21 protein-coding genes are annotated in these 25,873 nt (G+C 45.1%); 6 read left to right on the forward strand and 15 right to left on the reverse strand.

The features are described from left to right. Positions 1 to 42: 42 nt before the first annotated feature. The 6 genes from L4D05_RS13555 to L4D05_RS13580 form a co-directional block, all read right to left on the reverse strand. Entirely contained in the window at positions 43 to 1,287 is a 1,245-nt protein-coding gene (locus L4D05_RS13555; protein ID WP_428752144.1) for a cysteine dioxygenase, read from the reverse strand. Continuing rightward, entirely contained in the window at positions 1,271 to 2,722 is a 1,452-nt protein-coding gene (locus tag L4D05_RS13560) for a hypothetical protein (protein ID WP_428752145.1), read from the reverse strand. The genes L4D05_RS13555 and L4D05_RS13560 overlap by 17 nt, the downstream gene beginning before the upstream one ends. Before the next feature lie 3 nt (positions 2,723 to 2,725). Then, a complete protein-coding gene (locus tag L4D05_RS13565; RefSeq protein WP_428794339.1) occupies positions 2,726 to 4,075 on the reverse strand; it encodes a hypothetical protein in 1,350 nt (449 codons plus the stop codon). 38 nt (positions 4,076 to 4,113) lie between these two features. Further along, entirely contained in the window at positions 4,114 to 5,130 is a 1,017-nt protein-coding gene (locus L4D05_RS13570; protein WP_428794340.1) for a nucleoside hydrolase, read from the reverse strand. Between the two features lie 352 nt (positions 5,131 to 5,482). Then, positions 5,483 to 6,190 (reverse strand): GntR family transcriptional regulator, encoded by a 708-nt coding sequence (locus L4D05_RS13575; RefSeq protein WP_428794341.1) that lies wholly within the window; start codon positions 6,188 to 6,190, stop codon positions 5,483 to 5,485. Between the two features lie 152 nt (positions 6,191 to 6,342). Then, positions 6,343 to 7,056, reverse strand: a complete 714-nt coding sequence (locus L4D05_RS13580; protein WP_428794342.1) for a sugar isomerase domain-containing protein — start codon at positions 7,054 to 7,056, stop codon at positions 6,343 to 6,345. A 723-nt stretch (positions 7,057 to 7,779) separates the two neighbouring features. Between L4D05_RS13580 and L4D05_RS13585 the strand changes: the two genes are divergently transcribed. Together L4D05_RS13585 and L4D05_RS13590 are read left to right on the forward strand one after the other, a co-directional pair. Further along, positions 7,780 to 8,781: a metal-dependent hydrolase gene (locus tag L4D05_RS13585; RefSeq protein WP_428794343.1), complete on the forward strand. Its 1,002-nt coding sequence runs from the start codon at positions 7,780 to 7,782 to the stop codon at positions 8,779 to 8,781. A 236-nt stretch (positions 8,782 to 9,017) separates the two neighbouring features. Then, positions 9,018 to 12,191: an HD domain-containing phosphohydrolase gene (locus L4D05_RS13590; RefSeq protein WP_428794344.1), complete on the forward strand. Its 3,174-nt coding sequence runs from the start codon at positions 9,018 to 9,020 to the stop codon at positions 12,189 to 12,191. A gap of 124 nt (positions 12,192 to 12,315) precedes the next feature. On the opposite strand, the gene L4D05_RS13595 is transcribed toward L4D05_RS13590, so the two are convergent. From L4D05_RS13595 to L4D05_RS13605, 3 genes are all read right to left on the reverse strand, one after another. Then, the gene (locus L4D05_RS13595) at positions 12,316 to 13,044 is read right to left on the reverse strand and encodes a 3-oxoacid CoA-transferase subunit B (RefSeq protein WP_428794345.1); all 729 of its coding nucleotides are present in this window, start codon (positions 13,042 to 13,044) and stop codon (positions 12,316 to 12,318) included. Continuing rightward, positions 13,044 to 13,700 (reverse strand): CoA transferase subunit A, encoded by a 657-nt coding sequence (locus L4D05_RS13600; protein WP_265677454.1) that lies wholly within the window; start codon positions 13,698 to 13,700, stop codon positions 13,044 to 13,046. Before L4D05_RS13600 ends, L4D05_RS13595 begins: the two co-directional genes overlap by 1 nt. A gap of 117 nt (positions 13,701 to 13,817) precedes the next feature. After that, on the reverse strand, positions 13,818 to 15,029 hold the full coding sequence (locus tag L4D05_RS13605) for an acetyl-CoA C-acetyltransferase (protein WP_428794346.1): 1,212 nt from the start codon (positions 15,027 to 15,029) through the stop codon (positions 13,818 to 13,820). A 224-nt stretch (positions 15,030 to 15,253) separates the two neighbouring features. On the opposite strand from L4D05_RS13605, the gene L4D05_RS13610 reads away from it, so the two are divergent. Next, positions 15,254 to 16,144 (forward strand): TIM barrel protein, encoded by an 891-nt coding sequence (locus tag L4D05_RS13610; protein WP_428794347.1) that lies wholly within the window; start codon positions 15,254 to 15,256, stop codon positions 16,142 to 16,144. Positions 16,145 to 16,198: 54 nt separating this feature from the next. Further along, positions 16,199 to 16,945 carry a sulfite exporter TauE/SafE family protein gene (locus L4D05_RS13615; RefSeq protein ID WP_265677457.1) on the forward strand — a complete coding sequence of 249 codons (747 nt, stop codon included), beginning with the start codon at positions 16,199 to 16,201 and terminating at the stop codon, positions 16,943 to 16,945. A 30-nt stretch (positions 16,946 to 16,975) separates the two neighbouring features. On the opposite strand, the gene L4D05_RS13620 is transcribed toward L4D05_RS13615, so the two are convergent. The 6 genes from L4D05_RS13620 to hutC form a co-directional block, all read right to left on the reverse strand. Then, positions 16,976 to 17,611: an HAD-IA family hydrolase gene (locus L4D05_RS13620; protein WP_265677459.1), complete on the reverse strand. Its 636-nt coding sequence runs from the start codon at positions 17,609 to 17,611 to the stop codon at positions 16,976 to 16,978. Positions 17,612 to 17,833: 222 nt separating this feature from the next. Continuing rightward, positions 17,834 to 19,366, reverse strand: a complete 1,533-nt coding sequence (gene hutH, locus L4D05_RS13625) for a histidine ammonia-lyase (RefSeq protein WP_428794348.1) — start codon at positions 19,364 to 19,366, stop codon at positions 17,834 to 17,836. A gap of 10 nt (positions 19,367 to 19,376) precedes the next feature. Continuing rightward, a complete protein-coding gene (gene hutU / locus L4D05_RS13630) occupies positions 19,377 to 21,071 on the reverse strand; it encodes a urocanate hydratase (protein ID WP_428794349.1) in 1,695 nt (564 codons plus the stop codon). A 158-nt stretch (positions 21,072 to 21,229) separates the two neighbouring features. After that, on the reverse strand, positions 21,230 to 22,273 hold the full coding sequence (gene hutG, locus L4D05_RS13635; RefSeq protein WP_428794350.1) for a formimidoylglutamase: 1,044 nt from the start codon (positions 22,271 to 22,273) through the stop codon (positions 21,230 to 21,232). Further along, positions 22,263 to 23,483: an imidazolonepropionase gene (gene hutI / locus L4D05_RS13640; RefSeq protein ID WP_428794351.1), complete on the reverse strand. Its 1,221-nt coding sequence runs from the start codon at positions 23,481 to 23,483 to the stop codon at positions 22,263 to 22,265. Before hutI ends, hutG begins: the two co-directional genes overlap by 11 nt. A 303-nt stretch (positions 23,484 to 23,786) precedes the next feature. After that, positions 23,787 to 24,497 carry a histidine utilization transcriptional repressor HutC gene (gene hutC / locus L4D05_RS13645; protein WP_428794352.1) on the reverse strand — a complete coding sequence of 237 codons (711 nt, stop codon included), beginning with the start codon at positions 24,495 to 24,497 and terminating at the stop codon, positions 23,787 to 23,789. Between the two features lie 310 nt (positions 24,498 to 24,807). Here hutC and L4D05_RS13650 point away from each other — a divergent pair, with 310 nt between their 5' ends. Continuing rightward, positions 24,808 to 25,422: a fumarylacetoacetate hydrolase family protein gene (locus L4D05_RS13650; protein WP_428794464.1), complete on the forward strand. Its 615-nt coding sequence runs from the start codon at positions 24,808 to 24,810 to the stop codon at positions 25,420 to 25,422. A gap of 143 nt (positions 25,423 to 25,565) precedes the next feature. Further along, positions 25,566 to 25,832, forward strand: coding sequence for a DUF5062 family protein (locus L4D05_RS13655; RefSeq protein ID WP_265677470.1), 267 nt, complete (start codon positions 25,566 to 25,568; stop codon positions 25,830 to 25,832). Positions 25,833 to 25,873 lie beyond the last annotated feature (41 nt).

Consider the following 25,873-nt stretch of genomic DNA (forward strand, 5'->3'; position numbering starts at 1 on the left):
GAAGATGTCAGTGACACATTAATGTATCACTGACATTGTATGTTAAGCGCCGTGTCGTTGTCGCCATTCTTGCCACATTAACGACTTAAACTCTAAAAATCCCATGTCACTATTGGGAGTAAATTGTTCGATTTCACCATTTGGTTCAAGATAATCAAAATACTCATAGTGTTGAGTGTTAGCCGTACTGTATTGATAGCACTGTATGGTAATGCACGCTTGCCCTGATGGTGCGATATTTCTCAGTTGATGGGTTTGATTAAGGCCTGGAGATATCCACGTAATTTCCCCTTCTTTAAAAGTCTGAGTGGCGAATGGCTTACTATGAAATTTCGATAGCATTGAAAATAAGTTGACGGTGATCTCTCCTGAAAGCACTCTAATGATGGCATTCGCGTCACCGTGGTTGTGAATGGGTGAGCCATGTTCGCTGGGCCAGATCTCCATAACAAAAGGTATCCCTGGAGAGTTCCCTTGATTGACGCCCATTGTGATTCGAAGGTAGGTTTCATTGGGGTTATCATCACCAAACTCATCGATTTTATTCAGTAATGTCTTATAACACCAGCCATTTTTGTCAAGAATACTTTCGTTAATCGCTTGTTCAAACTGAGGAAATGCCTCTGTGTTGAGCGTAAACTGCTTACCTGCGATATTCGAGTAAAGTTGCTGACAAGCGAGGGGGAGGTTATCGATAACGGTTTTTTGATGAAAAGCGATGTCGTCCATACTTATGGTATCAATGGAAGCAACAAATAATGGAGGGTCAATCGTCACAGGATCATTGAGTACACTTGAATCTAGCCGGTTGTCAGAGGCAAGAATATCGACGCTCTGGACGAGCTTTAGCCAGCTTTGCGTTTCATTTCCTACATCGTCTGGTTTTAAGTAGTGTTGATGGTTTTCCAAGCCGTACTCCAAAATAACGGTGTTACCACGAATCTCGCCTTTCCCATAGCGAATCACCGCATTGTTACTGTCAATACTCAACCAATATTGGCAAAGTGGATCTTGATCTAGGGAATCATCACTGGATACAAGCGGACTCCAATCTCCTTGTCCAGTCAGGCCATATAGAGTGGTTGACTGATTCGTAATAGAGAGCTTTACCGCGCGGTGCTCTGAACCTAAGCAAAGATCGAGATAAGTCAGATCACAGTCTTTTTGTTTCGATATGAGCACCACACCTTGCCCATGTATATTGAGTGGGACGATGACTTTTTCAGTAAACTTAAAGTCTTGTGCTTGTGTCAGCGGATTCGGCGTGGAATCATTTTTTTGTTTCATTGTCTTTTCCTTTCTCGTTGCTATCATCGTATGCGCGGGTCGCTAAGATCCAACTGAAGTCCGCTCCAGCACGTTGCGCGCCTTGGTGACAGTTCATACAACTATCATATTGGTGGTAGGTTTCCATGGTGACGTTAGCCAGTAAGCACTCTGGGAATGGCATTCCCCCAGCCTGCATAGCGGTGCCATCTTCGCACCCAAAGTCGCCATCTGTTGGGCTTTTCGGTGAAGCAGAAGGCAACTGTGGCCATTGAGACCCAATCAATTGATAGTATTGCCAGACAGTACCCTTTAAGGCGGCACGATATCGCTGGTTCATATCGGTGGTGGAGTATCCCAGTGCTTCTGGGTTTTCTCTTTGCGGGGTGTCGGGTATCTGGCTTAAACGCACCACATTTATTGGTGTTGTGTCGGCGAAATCTCCAGGCTCTGGTACCCTGCTTGACCCCGGGTGCTTGGCGGGATTAGCCCTTAGTACGGTTGACTCTCTTTGATATAGCGTAGGGTCATAATAGGAAGGAACCATTGTTGATGGTGTTGAAGCGTCTTCGCCAAGGTTGTCCACTTGTTCGAAAGTGCCCCACACCCATTGAGGAAAGTCTGGTGTTTTCTGTGCAATGTGAAATCCAACTAACCCAACCGTGGTTGTTGAGCAGTCGCATTTCATCATGGCATTTTCGCTGTCGTCACACGTACCAGGTACTGAGACAATAGCGTTCTTTAAGTTAAAAAACCGTGAGTGAAACTTAGGGTCTACTTTACTTAAATCTCTCCACGCGGCTTTTACTTCAATGACACCAACTTCTGTAGTGCCATTTCCACTGGGAAGGGTAATCACACCATCGTCAGGCCAATTTGAGCGATTGTAATAACCCTTATCGCGAATAAAATCATACTCGACTCTATTTGTTCTTACCTCATAGCGAGTAAATAGACCGGTTTGGTCAACCAATGGTCCGCTAAAAGCTTGATCTAATTCGTCTGCAACCGTACTAAACTTTGAACCAGAAACGAGCGCTGGCTTACCTTTGTAGCCATCGTTTTTGCAGATTGCCGATGTTCCGTTGGCAACCCATTCAACGGGCTTTGAACCATCTTGAGGGAAAAGATCAAATGCTGACTTCCAACCCAGCCAGACCGGGAGGCGGTCATCATTATATTGTCCAAACACTTTTTGATTGTCGGGCTCAAAAGCCTCACCATGACTTTTTACATGAGAGGGCCACATAAGCGCGATGAAGTTTTGCCAATTGAAATAGTCAAAAAAGGGACGCTTAACCACGCCTGACGCGGCAAATGGTTGAGAAGGAACTTCTGCCAGAAGGTGGCCCGAAAGCTCGGGCTCTAAGTGTCCATACAGCTCTTCTTGCGTTTGCGCCTCTAGCTGGTGGGATGAGAGTAATAATGCCACCAATCCATATTGAAACTTAATCATTTTTTACTCCTCACACTCGAGTGGAGCGTCTGCGGCAAACTTAGCATGCTCCTGTACGGCTATCTGCATTTGAAGAGAGGTGTCTAGATTGAGCAAGTTGACATAATTACCGCCACTGTAGGCTTGAGGAAATTGAGTGGTTTGAAAGTAATTGACGTTTTCTTGGCTGTATTGTTCACATAGACCATCAAAGCCAAATATCGGTGGAATGGTGACGCCCATTGTTGGATTCGCATCATCCGGATTGGCGTACGCGCCAGCATGGCAGGATAAACACGAGCTTTGTTTGTTATCTACCGGTCCTGCAAGGCGGCTTTGGCAGCCAAAATGCTCATAGGGTTTTATTTCAGTGTTCAAAACACTTTGCTGAGCGGGAATCGATTCTGATTTAGGTACGGCAGGAAACGTCCAAGGATCCATTCCCCATTGCAAACCGACGGGTTTAAGGTTGTCCCAGACGGTTTTTCCACCATCATCAATGTATGCGAACGTGCCATAAACCCAACGTGAAGGTGAACGAGTGTCAACGACAGCAACATCAACTTGTACTAGGTAGACGTCGCGGACTTTTCGTTGGCACTGGAGAAACTCGCCTTTGCTTTCTACATGGCGATTAGCTTGCCATTTAGGTGAGTTATTAAGATAGGGTACATCGTTAGGCGTTACTGTAGAAAACAAAAACTTAACCACAACGGTACCTTCTTTAAATGGCATGCCTTTGGTTGAGGTGATGCCATTCACAGTTTCTAGAACTGGTTTACCTTGGTTATTAAAACTTTGGCCGACTGTGTAGGCACCAATATCGTTGTACATGCCCACCGCCCAAGTCTCAAACCCTCGCTTGTCGTTTGTTTCATTGTTCACATTACCGTAAAAATCACTTAAGTGAGCGGTACGTTCATTGGTAAGCCCGTGAACAAATTCACGGCCAGTTTTTTGTGCATAGGCCATCCATGGGATATGAAACCACCTCGTTTCACCATCTAGGTTGACCTGAAGGCCTTGTTTATTGTTAAGATCAGCGCTTTGCCCTTGGCGGATGTAATCTAAGATGCTAGTGATATATTCGTTATAAACAGGATCCTGTGACCAGTCAGGGCTGCTAGTCGCATTGAGGTTAGCTTTCATTGGTAGATCTATAAATAGCCATGGACAAGACTGTTTGGTGCACTTTGCTGGGAGTTGCGTTGGATATTGATCGCTAAGTTCAAATACAGGACCCGTCCAGTCAGCGGGAGGAGTGTTGACAGCGTTGTCCCAAGCCGGAGTATCCGCGGTCGCTGTTGCCAAGAGTAGTAGAAATCCTGATAGGATTAGTGCTAACGATCTGAGTGTTGACGTGATAAATCTCATATTACTTTCCTAGTGATGTGACGTTGTTATTTTTCTAGTTATATCGTGATGGTGTCACGTGATATTATTTTTAGATAATTTTCATAGGTCAGAATAGCGTTGGCTGAAAGTGCAACTTTCACCGGCGAGCCTTGGTCGTGATCAACCAGTATTTGACCCGAATTATCATTTTCTTCGTTTAGTGATTGTTCTACGCGAATAGGGAAGGTCCGTGAGTGGATGAGTTCAGGATTGGTAATGACACTGGCTGCGAGCGGATCCCAGAAGTCGAGGTAGTGGCCAATACCAGGTTGAATCGTAGGGCTAGATAAAACACTAGTGAGAAATTGTGCACTCGGGTTTTTTATTGAAGCCAGTGCGTTAACGAAGGACTGGGTAATTGGAATCTGCTGCGTGGCATTGAGAGCAACCAGAACAATCTCAATATCACTTTCGAAGATAATTTGAGCGCCAAGGGGGTCAATAAAGATATTCCACTCAGCAACTTTGTTACTATAACAAGGGTGCTCCCCTAACGTAGGTTGGATATTACCTGTTGCGCCCGGCTCCACGAACTCATCGGTTAAGTTTCCTCCCATCATCACGATTCGTGTTAGTTTGGTTTTTAACGCGTCAGCTAAGGCAGCGTTGCTTTTTGCTTTTTCGAACATGTGACCCCAAGTAGTGCCCCCTCCAATACAAAGAAGCGTTACAGGTTCCTGTGTTTCCAACATAAAGTCCGTAAGAAACTCAATAGCCTCGTACACCGACTTGTTTGGGTTTGATGAAGGGAAGGGACTATCGTAATGATTGTCAGCGGCTTCTCTCTCTTCTCCAGGAAAAGTGTTGCTGTATCGTAGTGGAGCGTTGAAACCACGACAAACAGGAATAGTTAAGTGTTCTGGGTTTCCGGTTAATGTGAGCATATTTTTTACGTTGTCTATGCCACGTGTGAGATGAACATCTCCAGTACCGGTTATAGATATCCCTGCGACAGAAATATCGGGATGGTGCAGAAGGTATAGCATTGCCATGTAATCATCAAAATCAACATCGGTATCAATAAGCACGTTCACAATAGTCTCCTTATGTACTGGTGTGCATATAGATGCTAGGAGAGTATTTGTTAATGTCTCGTTAAAAAACACGCAGGCTAAGAATAATGACGTATGTTTGCTAGTGGGCGCAGTGCAAGAGTGGCGAGTCAATAGGACAACAACAGAGTAAAAGGACAGACACAAAAGGCATTAAATGAGCCCGATCCTTTATTGCTTTTTAAGGTATTTGCTTTTTTGCTCGGTTATTGGAAGAGAAGAGATCGCGCTTAGTGAGAATCGGTTTGAGCGAAGGAAAGTTGAGTGCGTGACTTAAAATAAGCCTCCAAAGGAGAGGCTAAATTCAATGAACCACGATACTATTTGCGTCGGACTAAAAAAGAGGTTTTTTACCTTTAAGTTCATATCGCCAAGAGAAAAAATTTGGTTTGATGTAAGAAATAGATTTTTCAAATAGCTGGTTTTTTAAGTAGACACATCTTTCAACCCGTACGAGAGGAGAGTTTGCAGGTAAAGCGAGAATTTGTTCTGCTACCTCATTGCCGATGACAACAGATAGAAGTTCGTGGCCTTCATCAAAGTAAATACCATAATCTTGATTAATGATATTGTATAAAGATTCATTATCAGAAACCTTATCCAATAGGTTTGGAAGTTTGTCTGAATCAAGATAGTTTAACTCGTAGATCCCACGATCCCCATCAATGGTTCGTGTGCGTAAAATCTTGTAGACCTTTGAGCTGCTAAAGTCACTTAAACTCGGCATATCAGCAACAGACACTTCTTGTCTGTCAATCACAGTGGTTTCAACTGTTCTGCCTATGTCTTTCATATCATTGGTTAGGCTATAGAAACCGGATCCTAAGTCTTGGACCAGGTCGCCATCTTTTACATAAATACCATCTCCTTGAGTCACTCGTAACAAACCTCGATCTTTAAGTTCGAAAATGGCTTTACGTATAGTGGAGCGACTAACAGAAAACTGTTCAGCTAAGGTGCGTTCATCGGGAAGCTTCATGTTGGCTTCTCGAGTCTGAATCATCTTATGGATTTTTTCGGCAATAGTTTGATAAAGATACACTATTGGTTCCTTCACTAAGTTAAGCTGTCTAACAATATACTAACGATCAATAAGACTTAAGTCATGAGGTGGTTCTCTGATGCCATTCAACGTTCTCAAAGATCGTTTGTACATTGGGTTGAGTATTTATTAGACCAATACCATAAACATGCCTATTTGCACTTCAGTCTTCCATCAAAATGGTTATAAATATAATCATTATCAAAACCATCGACGTTTTGACTAGTGAAGATGAGTGGTGTGACACCTGCTTCAAGCGCTTGCTTCTGAGCCTCGACACAAATAACGTTCATCAACGCCATACCAGAGATGCTGGAGAACGCGCCAGTGACTTTGTTATTGACAAGACACAAACCATCTCCTGCTGGAACAAGGTTATCCAGTACGATATCCGCGATATCCATCAACTTTAATTTAGAGTGGTGGCGGCTAGGGTAAAGTGAAGATTGTTCAAGTGAAGTGATTGCGATAACAGTATGGCCTTCCTTTTTTGCTCGCTGAGCAAACTCGATTGGCAAAGCGTTTCGACCCGAGTTTGAGATAACAACAACAACATCACCTGGCGCGATGTTTTGGTCATTCCATAAAACATCCGCAAGGCCACTAAGTTTTTCAAGTTCTGAGCCACGAAGCGCTCCGTCACTCGTTAGTACCGTTGAATCTAGTATGGCGTTAATGTTGCCTAGACCGCCAGCACGGATGAAGCCTTCTAGCCCGACCATATGTGAGTGACCAGTACCTAGCACCTGAATCATTTTGTCGTTAACAATAGCTTTAGAGAACTGTTCAATTGCTTTGGTAAGCGCTGCTTTGTTCTTTTCTTCTAGCAAAGATAGTTGATTATGTAGTTTGTCAAAATATTCCATAATATGGGGTCTCTATACTAAGTTAAGATGTTGTTTTATTGAGCTTAATGTCAATGTTCTCGTAAGTCGTGATAGTAATCACCGCTACATTTTGGTCTTGTCATCAATTTCCCTATTTGTAGAAAGCCTGCAGGCGGCACTTTCATTTCTTACAAAGTCTATGTGTAAACATAGCTAGCCTACAAATCGACATTGCTAGTCAAAAAGACCAATTGGTACGTACCAATGTTGATAATGATAAGTTTATTATTGGTTTGATGAAATAACGCTCGCCAGTTTTTGTGACTTATGTCGCATAATTTCTTATGGTGATATTGAGGCTGTGGTAAGGTTGAGCGTCTGTATAGCATCTATTGCTATTAAAATAGCGATTACTAATTCATTGGTTCGAACCAGTCTGTGTTTATTTGGAAGCAAAAACCTAACCTGAGAAGGACACACCTAACTTGACCTTCCAAAATAATCCAGTTGCAATGGCTATGAGATGGTAATTGGCAGTAAAAATCGCAAGTAAAGTGGTTTTTAGCTGGTTTCTTATTACGAGATGATTTGAAGAACGTCATTCAGGAAGCGCAACAAACGGGTGCTTTCAAATCACTTTACCGTGTGCTTATGACGTGTTTACACGCAAAATTGGGCAAATATCTCATTGTTAAAGGTCGTTTAGTGCTATAGCTGAATGTATCGTGTTCGATTCAGTCTTATGCTATCAATGAGTTAACTATGGATCCATTAACGCAAGGCTTACTAGGTGCCTCTTTGCCTCAGTCGGTGAGTAAAAAACAACACATCGTCGTTGCAGGGGTGTTAGGGCTACTTGCCGGAATGGCGCCGGATTTAGATGTGCTGATTCGCTCACAGAATGATCCCTTATTGTTTTTAGAATTTCATCGACAATTTACTCATTCACTGTTTTTTATCCCTATTGGAAGTTTAATTTGTGCGCTGTTTTTGCATCAATTGATAGCAAAAAATCGCGGGCTGTCGTTCAAACAGAGTTGGCTTTATTGCGGTTTAGGCTATAGCACTCATGCGTTGCTGGATGCTTGCACCACTTATGGCACCCAGCTATTTTGGCCGTTAACCAATGAGCGTTATGCTTGGAATACAGTCTCTGTCATTGATCCCGTATTCACACTGCCCATATTGATATTGCTGGTATTTGCCACCCTAAAGCGACAGCCGTGGTTAGCTCGTATTGCGTTTCTATGGGCGCTTATCTATCCAACGTTAGGAATGATACAAAGGGAAAGAGCTGAGGCCGCCGGATGGCAGTTAGCGAAAGAACGGCAACATTTTCCCGTTCAGCTGGAGGCTAAGCCGAGCTTCGCTAACATCTTGCTTTGGAAAGTGGTTTATGAAGCCGAGGGCAACTACCATATTGATGCTGTGAGGGTAGGAGCATCAGTCAAAATCTATCCCGGTGAATCCATCAGCAAGCTCAATATTAATAAAGACTTTCCTTGGCTCGATCTGAGTTCGCAACAAGCGATAGACATTGAACGCTTCCGATGGTTTTCTAATGGTTATTTAGCGCAAGACCCCACCGATGAGTTGCGTATCATCGATGTCCGATATTCGATTGTGCCCAATCAACTTAACGCGCTGTGGAGTATCAAACTATCACCGTCAGCGCATGCAGATAAGCACGTTGAGTACGATACTCATCGCGACAATACGCCGTCCTCCAGACAACTCTTCTTTGATATGCTCACTGGCCTTTAATCGCGCCCTTATTAAGAAATCTCTGCGAACAGTAAAACCGCTGTTTTGAGATGGACCGCACAACTTCATATAAATAAATAGCTTACAGGTCGTTAAACTTAAGTTTAGTTTGCGTTGCAAAAGCAATTTATCGCTAACCTGCTAATCTTCAAAAGTAATTTTGGAAATAAGGATGTTTCCAAAAACTGATTGTCAGGCAGTGCCATCAATGAAGGCGGCTCAAGGATAGAGTAATAATGAATAATACCAAGGTTTCATTCCGGGTCACGGTGGTAGGAATGTTTGTCGTTGCGACAATCCTGACCGCGATAGTAGCGGTTTCTTTGCAATATTATTTTAGTAAAAAAATGGCGACGGAACAGACGTTGTCTAACCTTACAATTGTCTCTCAGCAATTGAATGAAGTGATCGGCAAAGTAGACGCTGACGCAACCAATACCATACAACTTCTCTCAAAAATTAGTCGCTCAATCAGTCATCATTTATCTGAACAAGAGGTGAGGGCGATTTTGTCTGAGGCGGTAAAAGATAACGACTTGTTTTACAGCATTTATGTTGGTTCAGAAAATGATGACTTTTACCAAATAATTAATCTAGAGTCTTCGCCTGATGTTAGGAAAAGGCTTGGTGCAAAAGCAAGTGATCGTTGGGTTGTCATTACAGTGCGAGATATAGACAGCAAACGAACGAGAAAAACGGCTTATTTTGATGAGGCCTTCAATTTGAGAGCGGAAACGCTCGTGAGCAGTAACTATTATCCTACCACTCGACCATGGTACATCGAAGCCAAGTACGATGCGGTGAGTAAAACGGATCCATATTTATTTCATCATCTGCAGGTTACCGGACAAACTTACTCTTTGGCATTCCACTCAAAAAACGGTAATAACAGCCAAAAGGTAATTGGTATTGATATCATTTTATCTTCGTTAGCTGACCAAATCTCTGCCTCTTCATTGGGGTTAAGAGAAGACAGCGAAGTTGAAGCGTTTGTTTACTCCAAATCAGGCAATATTATCGCTTCGAATAAACCACCCTCAGAGCAAGATCTGTTTCCAGAAAGCCCTAAGCTTATCTTGACTGATAGACAAAAAGAGATTGTCGCCAATGCGAGTCCAGTTTTGATCTCCAATCAAAATGATTGGGGGCCTTTGGATTATTCGGTTGCGGGTAAGCCCAATGGTTATGCTGTTGATGTTATAGCACTTATTTCACAAACCACCGGCCTTGAATTTGATTTTGTGAATGGGTTCTCTTGGAAAGAGCTAGCTAATAAATTTGTGCAAGGTGACTTAGATGCGTTGCAATCAGCACAGAAACAGCAGGGAAGCGTGGTTGATTACGCAAAAGGTGTATACACACAGCCAATCTACGAATTGCCTTTTTCAGTTGTGACCAAAATGGATACCGAAATTATCTCTAATTATGCGCAATTAGAAGGAAAGAAGGTCGCTATTATCGCCGGTTGGTCGATAATTCCCACGTTAAGAAAAGACTTTCCCGGTGTTGAGCTAGTAGAATTTGAAACTCTGAATGCAGCGTTTGATTCGGTCGAAACCGGTGCGTGTTTTGCAGTGCTTGATTCAAAGCCGGTACTTTCATTTGGTTTGGATAGACTGTTTTATTCAGACCTAAAAGTTAACTCAAATCTGATCGACTTGGGTGAAATGTACTCGATGGATTTTCACATAGTATTAAGCCGTGAACTTGCTGATCTTGTTCCTATAGTCAACCTAGCGATAAATAATATCACTCCAGCGCAGCGTTCAGCGCTTGCGGGTAAATGGTTCCACAGTCAGGGTGACAAAAGCGACAATACAGTGCCGTATACCGAGCTTTATGACATGGTTCAGTCTGCAACGCTGAGCGATGACATTATCGCGATGACGTTAAATGGAGAAGAGAAGCATGTTTATCTAAAAGAGATCGAAACGGGCAAGCACTATTCTGAATACTTTGCGGTCGTCATTCCTGAGCGAGAGATCTTTGAGACCGTTCGATCTCGAGTGATTACCTCAATATTTATTACCTTGTTGTTAATGTGTTTAACGCTACCGCTCGCATGGGTGTTTGGGGCTCCCATTGTACGACCTATCAAGCAGTTGATTGTTGAAGCTGAGAAGATACAAGATAGGCGTTATGAAGAGGTGGCAGTGGTTAGAACACCGATAAAAGAAGTGTGGGACTTATCGGTTGCCATTAAAGAGATGGCCAAAGAGCTAAAGCAACATGAAAAGACGCAAGAAGAGTTTGTCGAATCTTTCATTAAGCTAATCGCGCAAGCTATTGATGATAAGTCACCATACACCGGAGGACATTGCCACCGCGTACCTGAATTAGGCATGATGTTGGCGGACGCGGCAGAGAAATCTCAACTTGAACAATTTGCTCAGTTCAGGTTTAACAACGATGATGAAAAGCGCGAGTTTAGAATTGCGGCATGGCTGCATGACTGCGGAAAAATAACGACTCCCGAACATATTGTCGATAAAGGCAGCAAGCTTGAAGCTAACTACAATCGTATTCATGAGATTCGTACCCGTTTCGAAGTACTCTGGCGTGATGCGGAAATTGCATCGTTACAACAGCGACTAAACGGTGAACACAGTACAAAGCAAATTGAGTCTGAGTTGTATCAAGCACACGAGAAACTTAAGCAAGATTTCGAGTTTGTTGCTAATGCCAACGTCGGCGGCGAGTTCATGAGCGAGGAAAAAGTGGCGCGAATTAAGGACATTGCGTCAGCGGTTTGGGTTCGCCATTTTGATGACACGATGGGTTTGTCGCCGGCAGAGGCGAGCAACAGGGGAGAGAGTACATCACTTCCATTTGAAGAGAGGCTTCTGTCTGATAAGCCAGAACATATTATTAAACGTGAGCAGCCTATCTCGTTTGACCCTAAACATCAGATAGACATGACAGTCCCCGAGCATCTATACAACCTTGGTGAAGTGTATAATTTAACCATAACACGTGGCACCTTAACCGCTGAAGACCGATTCAAGATTAATGAGCATATGATAGGCACCATTAAAATATTGGAGAGTATCCCTTTCCCTCAAGAGCTTAGCCGCGTACCACGTTATGCCTCAACCCACCATGAAACGATGAAGGGGACAGGGTATCCCAGAAAACTAAAAGGTGAAGAGTTGTCGATACCAGAGCGAATACTCGTGGTTTCCGATATATTCGAGGCCCTAACAGCAAGTGATCGCCCGTATAAGACCGCCAAGCCGATCAGTGTGGCGATTGATATCATGTATAAAATGGCACTGGACGAGCATATCGATATAGAAACATTCAAGCTGCTATTAAGCAGTAATGCTTATCTCGTCTATGCACAGAAATACCTGAAACCGGAGCAGATTGATGTGGTCGATGTCGCAAAGTATTTCCCTGATTTAAAATAGGGAAATAGCAGAGGCGTGCCAGTTAAGTAGACTCAAACAAAAAAGCCCACACATCTCGCTGTGTCACACAGGATGTATGGGCAATACTGACGTGGAGCGTCATAACAGTTTGTCGCGTAATAATTTACAGCATGGGTTGTGGCATAATGGTTAGTGGTTTGGGGATCACTAATGGGGCTTCTGTAGCTTGCTGAACTTCCTCTGGGGTGTAGCCGGGGGCTATTTCGGTTAATATCATTTGTGAATCGTGGATAACAATAACGCCCATTTCCGTGACGACCATATCGACTTGGTTGAGTGCGGTTAATGGTAAGGAGCAGGTTTGTAGTAGCTTATGCTTCCCTTTGGCGGTGTGCTCCATTGCCACAATCACTTTCTTTGCACCGACGACTAAATCCATAGCGCCGCCCATACCGGGGACCATTTTTCCCGGTATGATCCAGTTAGCGAGGTTCCCTTGCTCATCGACCTGCAACGCACCCAAAACGGTGACGTCCACATGCCCGCCACGAATAATGGTAAAAGAGTCTGCACTATCGAAATAACTGGCACCGATACTCGCGGTGATGGGTTGACCTCCGGCATTGACTAAATCGGCGTCGCGATTATGTTCATTAGCAATAGCATCAATGCCCAATAAGCCATTCTCAGATTGAAGAAGTAGTTCAATATCGCTACTAATTTCGTTGGCGACAAGCGAGGGTAAACCAATCCCTAGGTTAACCACATCGCCATCGTGCAACTCTTGTGCAACACGCCAGGCTATGTTTCGGCGAATGGCGGCTTTATCGGTAATTTTTTGGCCGATAGGAGTATCACGATAAAGTGACAGAGTCTTGAGGAAATTTGTCATTATTTTGCCTCCGTGTGATAAACATAATCGACATAAAGCCCTGGAGTGTGGACACTTTCCGGTGCTATATCGCCAAGAGGCACCAAAGATTCGGCTTCGACAATAACGAGATCAGCGGCGGTTGCCATTAACGGGTTGAAATTTTGCGTCGTCTTGTTGTAGAAAACGTTGCCTTTTACATCCACACGCGAACCACGAATAAAGGCGAGATCTGCACGCAGTGGTTTTTCTAACAAGTAATCTTGGCCGTCTATGTTGAGGACTTGCTTTCCTTCTGCAACCATAGTGCCCAAACCAGTAGGAGTGAGGATTCCGCCTAATCCTGCGCCTCCAGCTCGAATACGCTCCGCTAACGTCCCTTGAGGAACGAGTTCAACGTCTAATGTGCCCGCGTTCATTTGGTTGCCTGTTTCCGGGTTTGTCCCTATATGAGAGGCAAAGAGTTTTTTAATACGCTTGGCAGCAATTAAGCGACCCGACCCTGATGTTTGCGTACCCGTATCGGTGGAGATAAGAGTGATGTCTTTAATATTGTGCTCAAGTAGCAAGTCGATAAGACCCTCTGGTGCGCCATTCGCCATAAAACCACCAATCATGATAGTCATGCCGTCATGTAGCTTTTCTGCAATATCGCTGCCTGTGATTTTCTTTCTCATCCTTTACCCTTATACATCATTTGCCTTTATAAAGAGGCTTAGTGCTAGACGTTGTTAGTACTATTTTTGGCTACTCTAGATTCTGTTTTTTAAGTTTTACTTTACGTTTTCGTTTGGCTAAGCCGCACATCGCTTAAGGATGACAGCTGTCCCCATTCCTCCACCAATACACAGGGATGCGAGTCCATAATCTTTGTTTTGACGTTCTAGTTCATAAACGAGGCTGACAATAATCCGAATACCGGAGGCACCGAGTGGGTGACCTAAAGCAATTGCTCCGCCATTATGGTTGGTGCGTTCTAAGAGCCAGTTTTGGTCAACATTGTGCTGTTCAGCTAATTGCTTAGCCACACCAAGTGCTTGAGCGGCGAAGGCTTCATTGAGCTCAAAAACTTCAATGTCTTGCAGTGATAACGTGGTTTTTTCCAGTGCATTAGCAATAGCCGGAACCGGTCCTAATCCCATCATGTCGGGAGACAACCCTGCCTGAGCGTAACTAACCACTTCCGCTATTGGCTGTAACTGATATCGTTCCACGGCTGATTTTGAAGCCAGAATGATGGCAGCGGCGCCGTCGTTAATGCCAGACGCGTTGCCTGCAGTCACGGTTCCCTCTTTTTTAAACGCAGGACGCAAGCGAGCTAGGCTGTCTGATGTGGTGTTCGCCTTTGGATACTCATCCATTTCAACGGTATATTGCTGACGACGTACCGAGACCTCTATTGGTTCGATTTCGGTTCTGAAACCATGAGTTTCCAATGCGTTTGCGGCTTTCAGCTGGCTACTTAATGCGAACGCATCTTGCTCTTCACGCGAGATAGATAGCGACTCTGCGATGTTTTCTGCAGTCATGCCCATATGATATTGATTAAAGGCATCGGTTAAGCCGTCAGTAATAATGCTATCTTCTAGAGAAATACTGCCCATACGAACGCCGCCTCGGACTTGATGAGTCTGTATAAATGGCGCTTGTGACATACTTTCCATACCACACGCCACAACAATTTCAGCATCCCCCGCTTTAATATGACTGGCCGCATCCATGACAGTTTTCATTCCACTGCCACAAATCATATTGAGGGTATAGGCCGGAACCGTTTCGGGAATACCTGCTTGCATGGCCGCTTGACGACCGGGCCCCATGCCAATTCCTGCGCTAAGGACATTTCCGACGATCACTTCGTCAATCAGGGTGGGGTTAATATGACATTGGTTTAGGGCACCTTTAATTGCAGTTGCGCCCAATGTCGGGGCAGAAACCGGAGATAGGGCTCCGTTAAAGCTGCCTATTGGCGTTCGTTTTGCTGCGACAATATAGATAGGTTCCATGGTTATATCCTGTAATCAATGTACGCCGAAAGTAGCGACTAAATGCGAGTGATGAATCCATTCTAAAAGACGCAGTGAGAGAGGTGTTATAGCCATTGGCAGAAACGCGGTTTGCATAAATGCAAAACTAAGGAAGAGGGAGTTGGAGTATATTGATAGGGTGTGAGCGCCATTATAACGCGCTGATTAAATAGTAGTATCAACCAATCACAAGGAGGATAGTCATGAATAACTTTATCGCGTGTGCACCCTGCTGTTGGGGAGTCGAAGCGGCAACAAATGTGAACAACCCGCTCTGGACCACCGTCGTAACGGAAGGCAAATCAGCGGGGTATCAAGGGTTAGAGTTAGGACCCTACGGTTATATGCCTCTTGAAGGTGACGGTGTCAGTACCGCGATGTTAGAAAGTGGCTTAACAATTTGTGCGGGGACCATTTTTGAGCCACTTTCATCTATTGAAGATAAAGAAAGTATATTGGTTAGAGCTCATGACTTATGCTCGATGCTAAAACGTATTGGCAGCAAAAAAGTTGTGGTGATTGATTGTGTCAATGATCGTCGCAGCGCGTGCGCCGGGTTAAGTGATGAAGCGCCGAGGCTTGATGACCAACATTGGGGCACAATGATGCAGACCATTCGCGAAATTGCGATCATTGCCGCCCACTATGGTATTCGACCTGTTGTTCATCCTCATGCTGGTAGCTATATTGAATACCGTGATGAAATTGACCGGATGCTGGCTGATCTTACTCATCATGAGGTAGGACTTTGCTTGGATACGGGGCATTTGCATTATGCTGGTATGGACCCGGCTCAAAGCTTAATTGAATACGCTTCTCGTTTGGAATACGTTCATTTCAAAGATATTAATCAGGCAGTGTTTGCCCAGATTATTCAAAATAAAGTCGGTTTTTGGCAAGCTTGCGCACAAGGGGTGATGTGTCCCATTGGCGAAGGGGTAATCGACTATGCTGCTGTGTATTCGGCGCTTAGTCAGATCGGTTATTCAGACTGGATCACTATTGAGCAAGAACGAGATCCTAAACACTCTGCAGGGACGTTAAACGACATTAAACAAAGCCGTGATTATCTGCTTGAAAAAGGATTTGGCTAGTGACGTTTCTCTTTATCAAAAAGGCAAAGGTAATCGCTGGTAAAGGAGTGGTTCGTGTTATTCGTTACTGACCCATGGTTTTATATCACGGCGATTCCCGCCGTGATAATTTATGGCATTGGTAAAGGCGGGTTAGGCGGTGCATTGGGTATTATCGCGGTTCCCTTGATGGCGATGACTATTGCACCGACACAAGCTGCCGCGATTCTGTTACCGATTTTATGTGTGATGGATGTGTTTGCGGTGAAACATCATTACCGAAATGCCGATTATTCAGTAATTCAGCGGATGCTTCCAGGGGCGATTCTTGGTGTCATGTTGGCTGGATTGTTTTTGAGTGTCACTCCGGAATCTGGCCTTAAGTTGCTGATCGGCATCCTATCATTGCTATTCTGTGGGCAATATTGGCTGGTGGACGAGAATAAGCAAAAACCAGCGGGAAAAGTGAGCGCGTGGTTCTGGAGTTTATTGAGTGGCTTTTCTAGTACCGCAATTCATGCGGGCGGCGGACCTGCCAGTATTTATATGTTGCCACTGAAACTGGATAAAGTGGTCTTGGTCGCGACGATGGCGGTGTTATTTGGGTTAGTTAACCTAGTCAAACTGGTTCCTTATTCCGTCCTTGGTGAGTTTGACAGGGTTAACGTAATCACGGCGCTTATTTTGATGCCCCTTGCGCCGGTTGGCGTAAAGTTAGGGGTGTGGTTATTACATCGTGTTAGCCAGCAATGGATATACCGATTGTGCTATCTATTTTTGTTACTCTCAGGAATAAAACTTACCATCGATGGGCTTGCATAGGTTCACTGCTTACTCGTTTGATGGAATAGATTACCGAATAACATTGAGCAACTGGGACATATGCTGGATATGAGTAGAACCAAACACGTCAATCTCTTCTAAGTGCGGGGCGTAGTAAACACTGGTCATTCCTGCACGATGTGTTGCTTGTAAGCCCACCAAACTATCTTCTACAACACAACAATGCTCGGGGGCAACCCCCATGGTGTTTGCCGCGTGCAAAAATAATCCGGGTTCTGGTTTCCAAGAACCCACTTCATGGGCGCTAAATATTGCGTTGTCGAAGTATTTTTCGAGTCCGGTGACGTTTAGTGCATGCTCTATCTTGGCACGAGGTGCCGATGAGCCGATGCAAACTGGGATTGTGAGAGACTTTAATACTTCGGCAACGCCTTCATTAGCGGTTAATTGCTGATCGAAGAGATCACGAACCTTAAGGCGATATTCTGTCTCAAACGAGTCGGGAAGCGTCAGTTGGCATTCAGATTGAATACTGGATAGGATTTCAGTGAATTTAACGCCACGGTAGTTGGCGATGAGCTGCTCTGCGCTATAGCGAACCCCAACTTCAGCCAGTTGACGCTCTAAGGCAAGATTACAAAGACGCTCACTATCCACTAACGTACCGTCACAATCAAAAATAATAAGCTGTATTTCAGATGCCATACTCGTATAAAGTCTCTTCGTTACATGAAATTTATGTCGACGTATCATACAATTAATTAAAATTACTACCCTATAGCGTCGTCACGTTTAGGACAATTTGTTGTGAATTTGGCGTGTTAGTGTCTGATGATATTTTTTTTTGTTAAAAAGAAAATAAACCGCTCATGAAAAACTATCCATGAGCGGTTGGTTGAAGGTTGTGTGTTTTCTTGAAGGAAAAACTTAAACGCTCGGTAAGATATTCTCCGGCATTAGCTGGTGATGCAGCGCCAGCTTAATAATGTCGTTTGCCTTGGCAATATCCGGAGCAAAGTAGCGATCTTTATCGTAGAACGCGACGGACTCTCTGAGTTGTTGCTTGCCTTGTTCAATTCGCGGTGATGACGTTAATGGCGCTCTGAAGTCCAACCCTTGAGCGGAAGCCAAGTATTCAACCGCAAGGATGCCACGGGTGTTTTCTGCCATATAGCGTAACCGTCGAGCAGCAAAGGTAGCCATCGACACATGATCCTCTTGGTTTGCCGAGGTTGGTAAGCTGTCTATTGATGCTGGGTGGGCGAGGGTTTTGTTCTCACTTGCCAGCGCCGCTGAGGTGACTTGCGCGATCATGAATCCAGAGTTTACTCCGCCATTGTCGACTAAAAATGGTGGCAGTTTACTTAGTGCACTATCAATCAGCAGGGCCATTCTACGCTCTGACAAACTGCCAATTTCTGCAATGGCTAAGGCTAGGTTGTCAGCGGCCATAGCAACGGGTTCAGCATGGAAGTTACCGCCAGAAATAATGTCGCCGTCCTCAGCAAAAACCAGTGGATTGTCAGAAACTGCATTCGCTTCTACTTGCAGAGTGTCAGCGGAATTGCGTATTTGCTGCAAGCACGCGCCCATGACTTGTGGTTGGCAACGCAGTGAATAAGGGTCTTGTACTTTTTCACAACACTGGTGTGATTCGCCAATTTCACTTGTGGTATCTAACAGGTGGCGATAGGCAAGGGCGGCGTCCATTTGCGCTCGGTGTCCTCGTACACGGTGAATGCGAGGATCAAATGGTCGTCGGCTACCCAGTGCGGCTTCAACGGACATGGCGCCACATAACGTTGCAGAAGCAAAGAGATCTTCAGCAACAAACAATCCTTCTAGCGCAAAGGCGGTAGAAGCTTGTGTACCATTAAGTAACGCGAGCCCTTCTTTCGGTGCAAGGGTGATTGGTGTCAGCCCGGCAATTTGTAGCGCTTCAAGACCACTGATGATTTTCCCGTTATGCCTTGCTTCGCCTTCACCCAATAAAATGGTACTCATATGAGCCAGTGGTGCGAGATCTCCAGATGCGCCCACTGAACCTTTTTGCGGTACACAAGGGTAAACCTGAGAATTCACGAGCTCGATTAATGCTTGAATAACGTGTAATCGAATACCGGAGTAGCCACGGGCTAAGCTATTGATTTTTAGTACCATCATTAAGCGTACGGTTTCGTCGCTCATGAGTTTACCGATGCCCGCCGCGTGAGACAGTACGATGCTTTTTTGTAGTACTTCGAGATCTTCCGGTTCGATGCGTGTATTGGCAAGCAAGCCAAAGCCAGTATTGATGCCATAAACGGTGCGGTCTTCAGCAATAACTTGCTCGACAACGCGAGTACTGGCTTCGATACCTTCAAACGCATCGGGATGAAGGGATAAGTTAACCGGTGAACGGCTGATTTGACGCAATTGTTTCAGCGATAACTGACCTGGTTCTAGAACGAGTTTTAACATGATAGGCTCCTTAACCATTGTTGTGCTGAGAGCGAGTGTCGAGCATTGGCAAATCAAGCCCTTGCTCTGTTGCGCATGCTTTGGCAATGTCATAACCGGCATCGGCATGACGCATTACGCCAGTGGCGGGGTCATTATGAAGAACGCGACCGATTCTGCGAGAAGCATCCTCACTGCCATCGCAGCAAATTACCATGCCACTGTGCTGTGAGAATCCCATTCCGACGCCGCCGCCGTGATGAAGCGATACCCAGGTAGCGCCGCCGGCGGTGTTGAGTAGGGCGTTCAGCAACGGCCAGTCAGAAACCGCATCAGAGCCATCTATCATGCCTTCCGTTTCTCGGTTAGGGCTGGCAACAGAGCCTGAATCGAGGTGATCTCTACCAATGACGACTGGTGCAGATAATTCACCCGTTTTCACCATTTCGTTGAATGCTTGCCCGAGACGCTCACGATCCTTCAAACCAACCCAGCAAATTCTGGCAGGCAAACCTTGGAACTGAATACGTTCTCTCGCCATGTCTAGCCAATTGTGAAGGTGAGGGTTGTCGGAGATAAGCTCTTTCACTTTTTGGTCTGTTTTATAGATGTCTTCTGGGTCGCCAGACAGGGCAGCCCAACGGAAGGGGCCGATGCCTTCACAAAATAGCGGTCGAATATAGGCTGGGACGAAGCCTGGGAAATCAAAGGCATTCTTCACGCCTTCTTCCAGCGCCATTTGGCGGATGTTGTTGCCATAATCGGTGGCGACAGCACCTCTATTTTGCATCTCTAAAATGGCACGAACTTGCACCGCCATTGAGGCTTTTGCCGCTTTCACAACTTCCTCTGGGTGCTGTTCTCTTTGGAGTTTTGCGTGCTCCATGCTCCAGCCTTGGGGCAAGTAACCGTTTAATGGGTCGTGAGCAGACGTTTGGTCAGTGACCACATCAGGGGTGATATTTTTCGCCACCATTTCAGCGTAAACATCCGCAGCGTTGCCCAGTAACCCAACAGAAATTGGTGTATCACTTTGCTCGATAATCGATAGGGCTTCGCTAAGAGAATGCGCTTTGGTATCGACGTAGCCGGTATTTAGTCGGTAATCAATGCGTGATTCATCACACTCTACAGCGATCATAGAGAAGCCGGCCATGGTGGCTGCAAGAGGTTGTGCTCCTCCCATGCCGCCCAATCCGCCGGTTAGTATCCACTTATTACTTGGATCACCAGAAAAGTGCTGTTTCGCCATAGCAACAAAGGTTTCGTAGGTTCCTTGTACAATGCCTTGAGAGCCAATATAGATCCATGAGCCAGCAGTCATCTGGCCATACATCATTAACCCTTCTTTATCGAGCTCATTAAAGTGCTCCCACGTTGCCCAATGGGGCACAAGGTTTGAATTGGCAATGAGTACGCGAGGGGCGTCTTTATGAGTTGGGAACACGCCGACAGGCTTACCGGATTGCACGAGAAGCGTTTGGTCTTCTTCAAGGCGCTTCAGCACTTCAACGATTTTGTCATAACAGTCCCAGTCTCTTGCTGCACGTCCAATACCACCATAAACAACAAGGGCGTGTGGGTGCTCTGCCACCTCAGCATCGAGATTATTCATCAACATACGCAATGGTGCTTCGGTTAACCAAGATTTGGTATTTAGGGTCGTGCCGCGTGGCGCTTGAATTGTGCGCTCTGTGTCTAAGCGAGGGTTACAAGGCTGTGTCATGGTTCCTTTCCTTTTGATGGCTAGCCAGAAGACCTTTATCGCCGTCCCTTCATGGAAGTCACGACGTCGGTCTTTTTATTGGGCTGCGTTTAGAGTTATTGGGTTAACTGTTTTATCGTTATTAATACGTTTGTTTTCGTCTTATCTTTTATAGAGCACTATTTCGTCTGGGATAGCGCTGTCATAATTTGCCAAACGAGGCGAGCCGCCAGCTTGGCAGTGCGACCATCGATATCTAAGTCTGGGTTGTACTCGGCAATATCCGCGAGACGAAGTTTGTCTTTATGCTTTAATATGGTTTTGAAATAAGGGTAAAAAATCTCTGGAGATAGACCTAATGCGGCGGGTGCACTGACCCCCGGTGCATGAGCGGCACTGAATACGTCAAGATCAATGGTTAAATAGAGGTGATCGACGTTATCTATGAAGCGCTCTAGCGCTTGAAGGTGAGATGGTGTGACGTCATACAGCATCTCTTCATCAAGCAAGGTCTGTACATTGAGTAGCTCGGCTCGTTCAAATAGCGCCTTGGTATTGCTGGCTTTGCTGACGCCAATACACATGTAATTAAATGGCAGGTGATGGGAGTGACAATAATCAGCAATTTGAGAAAAGGGTGTCCCCGAGCTAGGTTGTAACGTTTGGTCTTTTGCGCTTGAAGCCTTGGCAGTACTACCATCACTTTGGTGAGTTCGATATTCACGCAAATCAAAATGCGCATCAAAGTTGATGATGCCTATACGTGGTGTTGGGCTCTGTTTTTCTAAGTGCTGAGCAAGACCTAGAAAAGAAGACCAGGCAATTTCATGCCCACCACCCAGCACCACGAGAGGGGCGTGTTGTAACTCCCGTGAAATTATTTCAGCAGTAAGGGTTTGGTTTGCTTCTAGCGCCATCGGTGCCGTGGCGACATTTCCTAAGTCATAGAGTATTGATGTTTCATGCCAAGCCAGATTGCAGAGCGCTTGGCGAATACTATCAGGGCCTTGACTGGCACCGATGCGGCCTTTGTTTCGTTGAACGCCCTCATCCGTTTCAAAGCCGAGCAATGCCACACGAGGTTGTTTGTCGAACTGTTGATTGGCTAAGGTTGCCACTGGCTTGATAAGATGATGGAGGCGATAGCGATTTTCTCCGTCTTCTTGGTCATCTCGTCCCTGCCAAAGGAAGCTATGTTCAGTTTGTGTTGATTTAATGGACATCTTCAATTACCCCATTAACGACTCTATGCTTGAGCTCACCCATGCCAAGTTGATAGCTCAATTCGCTTGGGTGCGCGATGTCCCAAATCGCCAGGTCGGCCGTATAACCAACGGCGATTTTTCCTAACGTGTCTTGTTGACCGATCGCTTGTGCAGCATGACAAGTTACGCCACGTAGTGCTTCTTCAGGGGTAAGACGAAATAGGGTGCAAGCCATGTTCATTGTTAAGCGAAGATCGGCAAAAGGTGAAGTGCCGGGGTTGAGATCAGAACCCAGCGCCATTGGCACTTTATGCAATCTGAGAGCTTGAATGGGTGGTAATTGTGTTTCACGCAAAAAGTAGAAAGCGCCGGGTAACAAAGTGGCGACCGTACCGCTTTGCGCGATAGCTAACACGCCAGCTTCATCTAGATACTCAATATGATCAGCGGAAAGCGCCTGATATTGCGCGGCAAGTTGTGTTCCCCCCAAATTACTTAGTTGTTCGGTATGGCCTTTAATCGCCAAACCATGCTCTACAGCGGCTTTAAATACGCGCTCTGTTTGCTGTAAGTTGAAGCCTATGGATTCACAAAAAACGTCCACGGCATCGGCGAGTTTGTGCTTGGCTACATAAGGGATAATGGTACTGACGACATATTCAATGTAGCCATCAGGATCGTTACGATATTCTAGTGGTACCGCGTGAGCTGCCAGTAGTGTTGTGGTAATTCGTATGCGTCGATGCTGCTCTAATGACTTGGCCGCAATGAGCATTTTGGCTTCATCTTCTAATGTTAGACCATAGCCTGACTTGATTTCTACGCTGGTACAACCGCTTTTGATGAGGCTATCTAGGCGAGGTAAGGCTAAGGCGATGAGTGATTCGACATTGGCTGCACGCGTCGCTAGTACGGTACTGTTGATACCGCCACCTCGTTGTGCAATAGACTCGTAGGATTCGCCTTGCAGCCTTGCTTCAAACTCTTCAGCGCGGCTACCTGCGAAAACAAGGTGGGTATGCGGGTCGATAAAACCCGGCGTGACAATCGCGCCTTTGCAATCTATGCGAGGGAAGCTGAGATGAGCATCAACGCTCGTGTCGCGTTCTGGCGACAGACGGGCAATTATGCCGTTCTCAATGATGACAGAACAAGGTTCGGACGGCGTATATCCGCTAGCGCCTTCTATCATGGAAACCAGTCTGGCATTGGTTAGAATTAGATTCATATCAGTCCGCTCATTATTGTATATACAAATATTTAGTTTAATCTATACAATTGATCAAGAAGATCGATAAAGAAACGTGATCGTTGAGGAATTATTGAGCAGGGAGTTTACGAAATGCTCTGTACGACTTTACTTCTATTGGATGGGCATTTTCGGCGATGAGCGGCTTATTGCCAGCTCAGTCTTTAGTGGTTAATGTACCGAAAAACAGCGAGTGATTTAAGGGTTGATGACGAATTATCGTTATCGCTAGGGATGTCGTTTTGAACACAGATAGATGCGGTGGGTTCTAGTCACTGTTCATTAGAGAGTGATTTTTGAACTTAGTTGATATCGATTACCAGGATGATATAGCAAGGCGCTGCTGATCAATTTATCACCACTCCATGTTCTGCGGTGAAGCAGTAGGCAAGGTTCATGTGCGCTCATCGCGAGCAAAGAAGCGAGGTTGGCATCACATGTGATGGCTTCGACGGTATGCTCAACGGCACTCATTGGGCAGTTTGCACTCAAGTATTCATTAGGGGTGACGGTTGTGAAGTCCTGCTGGTGGTAATTCGGAGCATATTTGGCGTTTACCCAGCGGCATTCGAGTTGGATGGGTTGCTCATCTTCTTTATGCAGTATTTCACTGTAAAAGACCGGACTGTCTAGCATGATGCCCAGCTTAATAGCGATCTCTTGATCAGCATTGATCGACGCATGTTGGATAACTTGGCTGGAATACGTTTTGCCGCGCTGCTGCACTTCTTCAGCAATATTTCGGGTATCCAGCAAAGGGGACTCTGCTTTTGTCAAAGGCGCTTTTACAAAGGTACCTAATCGTGGTTTTCGCTCAAGTTTGCCTTCGCCAACCAGATCTCGAATGGCTTTATTCACGGTCATTCGACTGACAGAAAATTGCTTGGTCAACTCCATTTCTGTTGTGATCTGATGACCCACAGCCCAATGACCATTTTCGATATTATTTTCGATGAAACGTTTGATTTGGATGTAAAGGGGTTCAGATGGCATACATTGGCTACTTAGCTAACTTAATTGAATATACAAATGGTTATGTAAAACGACGTAAATTGCAAGGTTCAATGAGAATTCATGGCGGATAGTAAGACGATGGCCCAACAGTGACGTTGATTTATCGTTAGCAACAAACCTCGATCTTCACCTCAACTTTACAAAAATAGTGACAAAATCATCAAGTTGTCATTCATCTTCCGTTATCATGTTCGGCTACCGTCGTCGGTGAGTGTGTGTCATTACGTGGCAGCCGCTACGACCGCGATGAGTTCTTGATATGAGTTGCCTATATGTCTAAGGAAGGATGATGAAAACAGTTTTAGTCGATAATGCGCAGTACACCCCATCTAAGATACTGTGCGTTGGGCGCAATTATGTTGAACATATTGAAGAGCTTGGTAATGAAGTACCAGAGAATATGGTGGTTTTTAATAAACCTAATTCAAGTATTGCGTCAGAACTCTTTTCTTATATCGATGAGCCACTTCATTATGAAGCCGAGATCTGTTTTCTAGTCAAAAATCAGTGCTTTTATGCGGTTGGTTTTGGTTTAGATTTAACCAAGCGAGCATTGCAGTCACAGTTAAAGTCGAAAGGACTGCCTTGGGAGCGAGCAAAAGCGTTCCATCATTCAGCTAAATTCAGCCGCTTTGTGCCACTTAATGGTATTGATATCAATGAATTGGAAGTTGAACTTTTTATCAATAGTATGCGAATGCAGCTTGGTGGTACTAAGCAAATGATCTATAAGCCGGATGTGATTTTAACCGAGTTATTGTCATACACGGATTTAGAAGATGGCGATGTTGTCATGACGGGAACCCCAAAAGGTGTGGGTGAAATCATGGCGGGTGATCGTTTCTTAGGGCGAATCAAGCAGGCTGACGTGACATTGATAGAGGTGGAGTGGGTCGCGATATAGTGGGCGAAAGTGGTGCTTTCGAGGCGCATGTGTCGCTAGCGTATTCCATTGATAAAATGTCGGATTTGCTACTGGCTTAAAAACACTAATTGGTATTTTCTCATATAATTGCATCAAGATTTATTGAGATTGATGGTGAATAAATGTCGAAAACAGCGAAGTTAGAAAATGAAGACAAGTTGTTCAAGAAGGCGTTAGAAGTCGGTACTAAAATTGCTGCAATGCAAGGTTACACACTCACCAACCAAGGGACGACTCCGTCCATGAAGGCAAAAGCCATCTACTTGTTTTTAGTAGAAGTGAATCAGATAACCCCCCTTCCCGCCGATAAATGCGATGGAAAAAATATTAGAAAGCGATTAGCGCTATGGATCCATAGCGCATTACCTGATGATGATCCGTTGAAATAGGTAACCATCAAGTGGCATGTATCGTTGAGCCGTATCGACTT

Origin of the sequence: Vibrio nomapromontoriensis, from assembly GCF_050337205.1 — a bacterium.
Lineage (GTDB): Bacteria > Pseudomonadota > Gammaproteobacteria > Enterobacterales > Vibrionaceae > Vibrio > Vibrio nomapromontoriensis.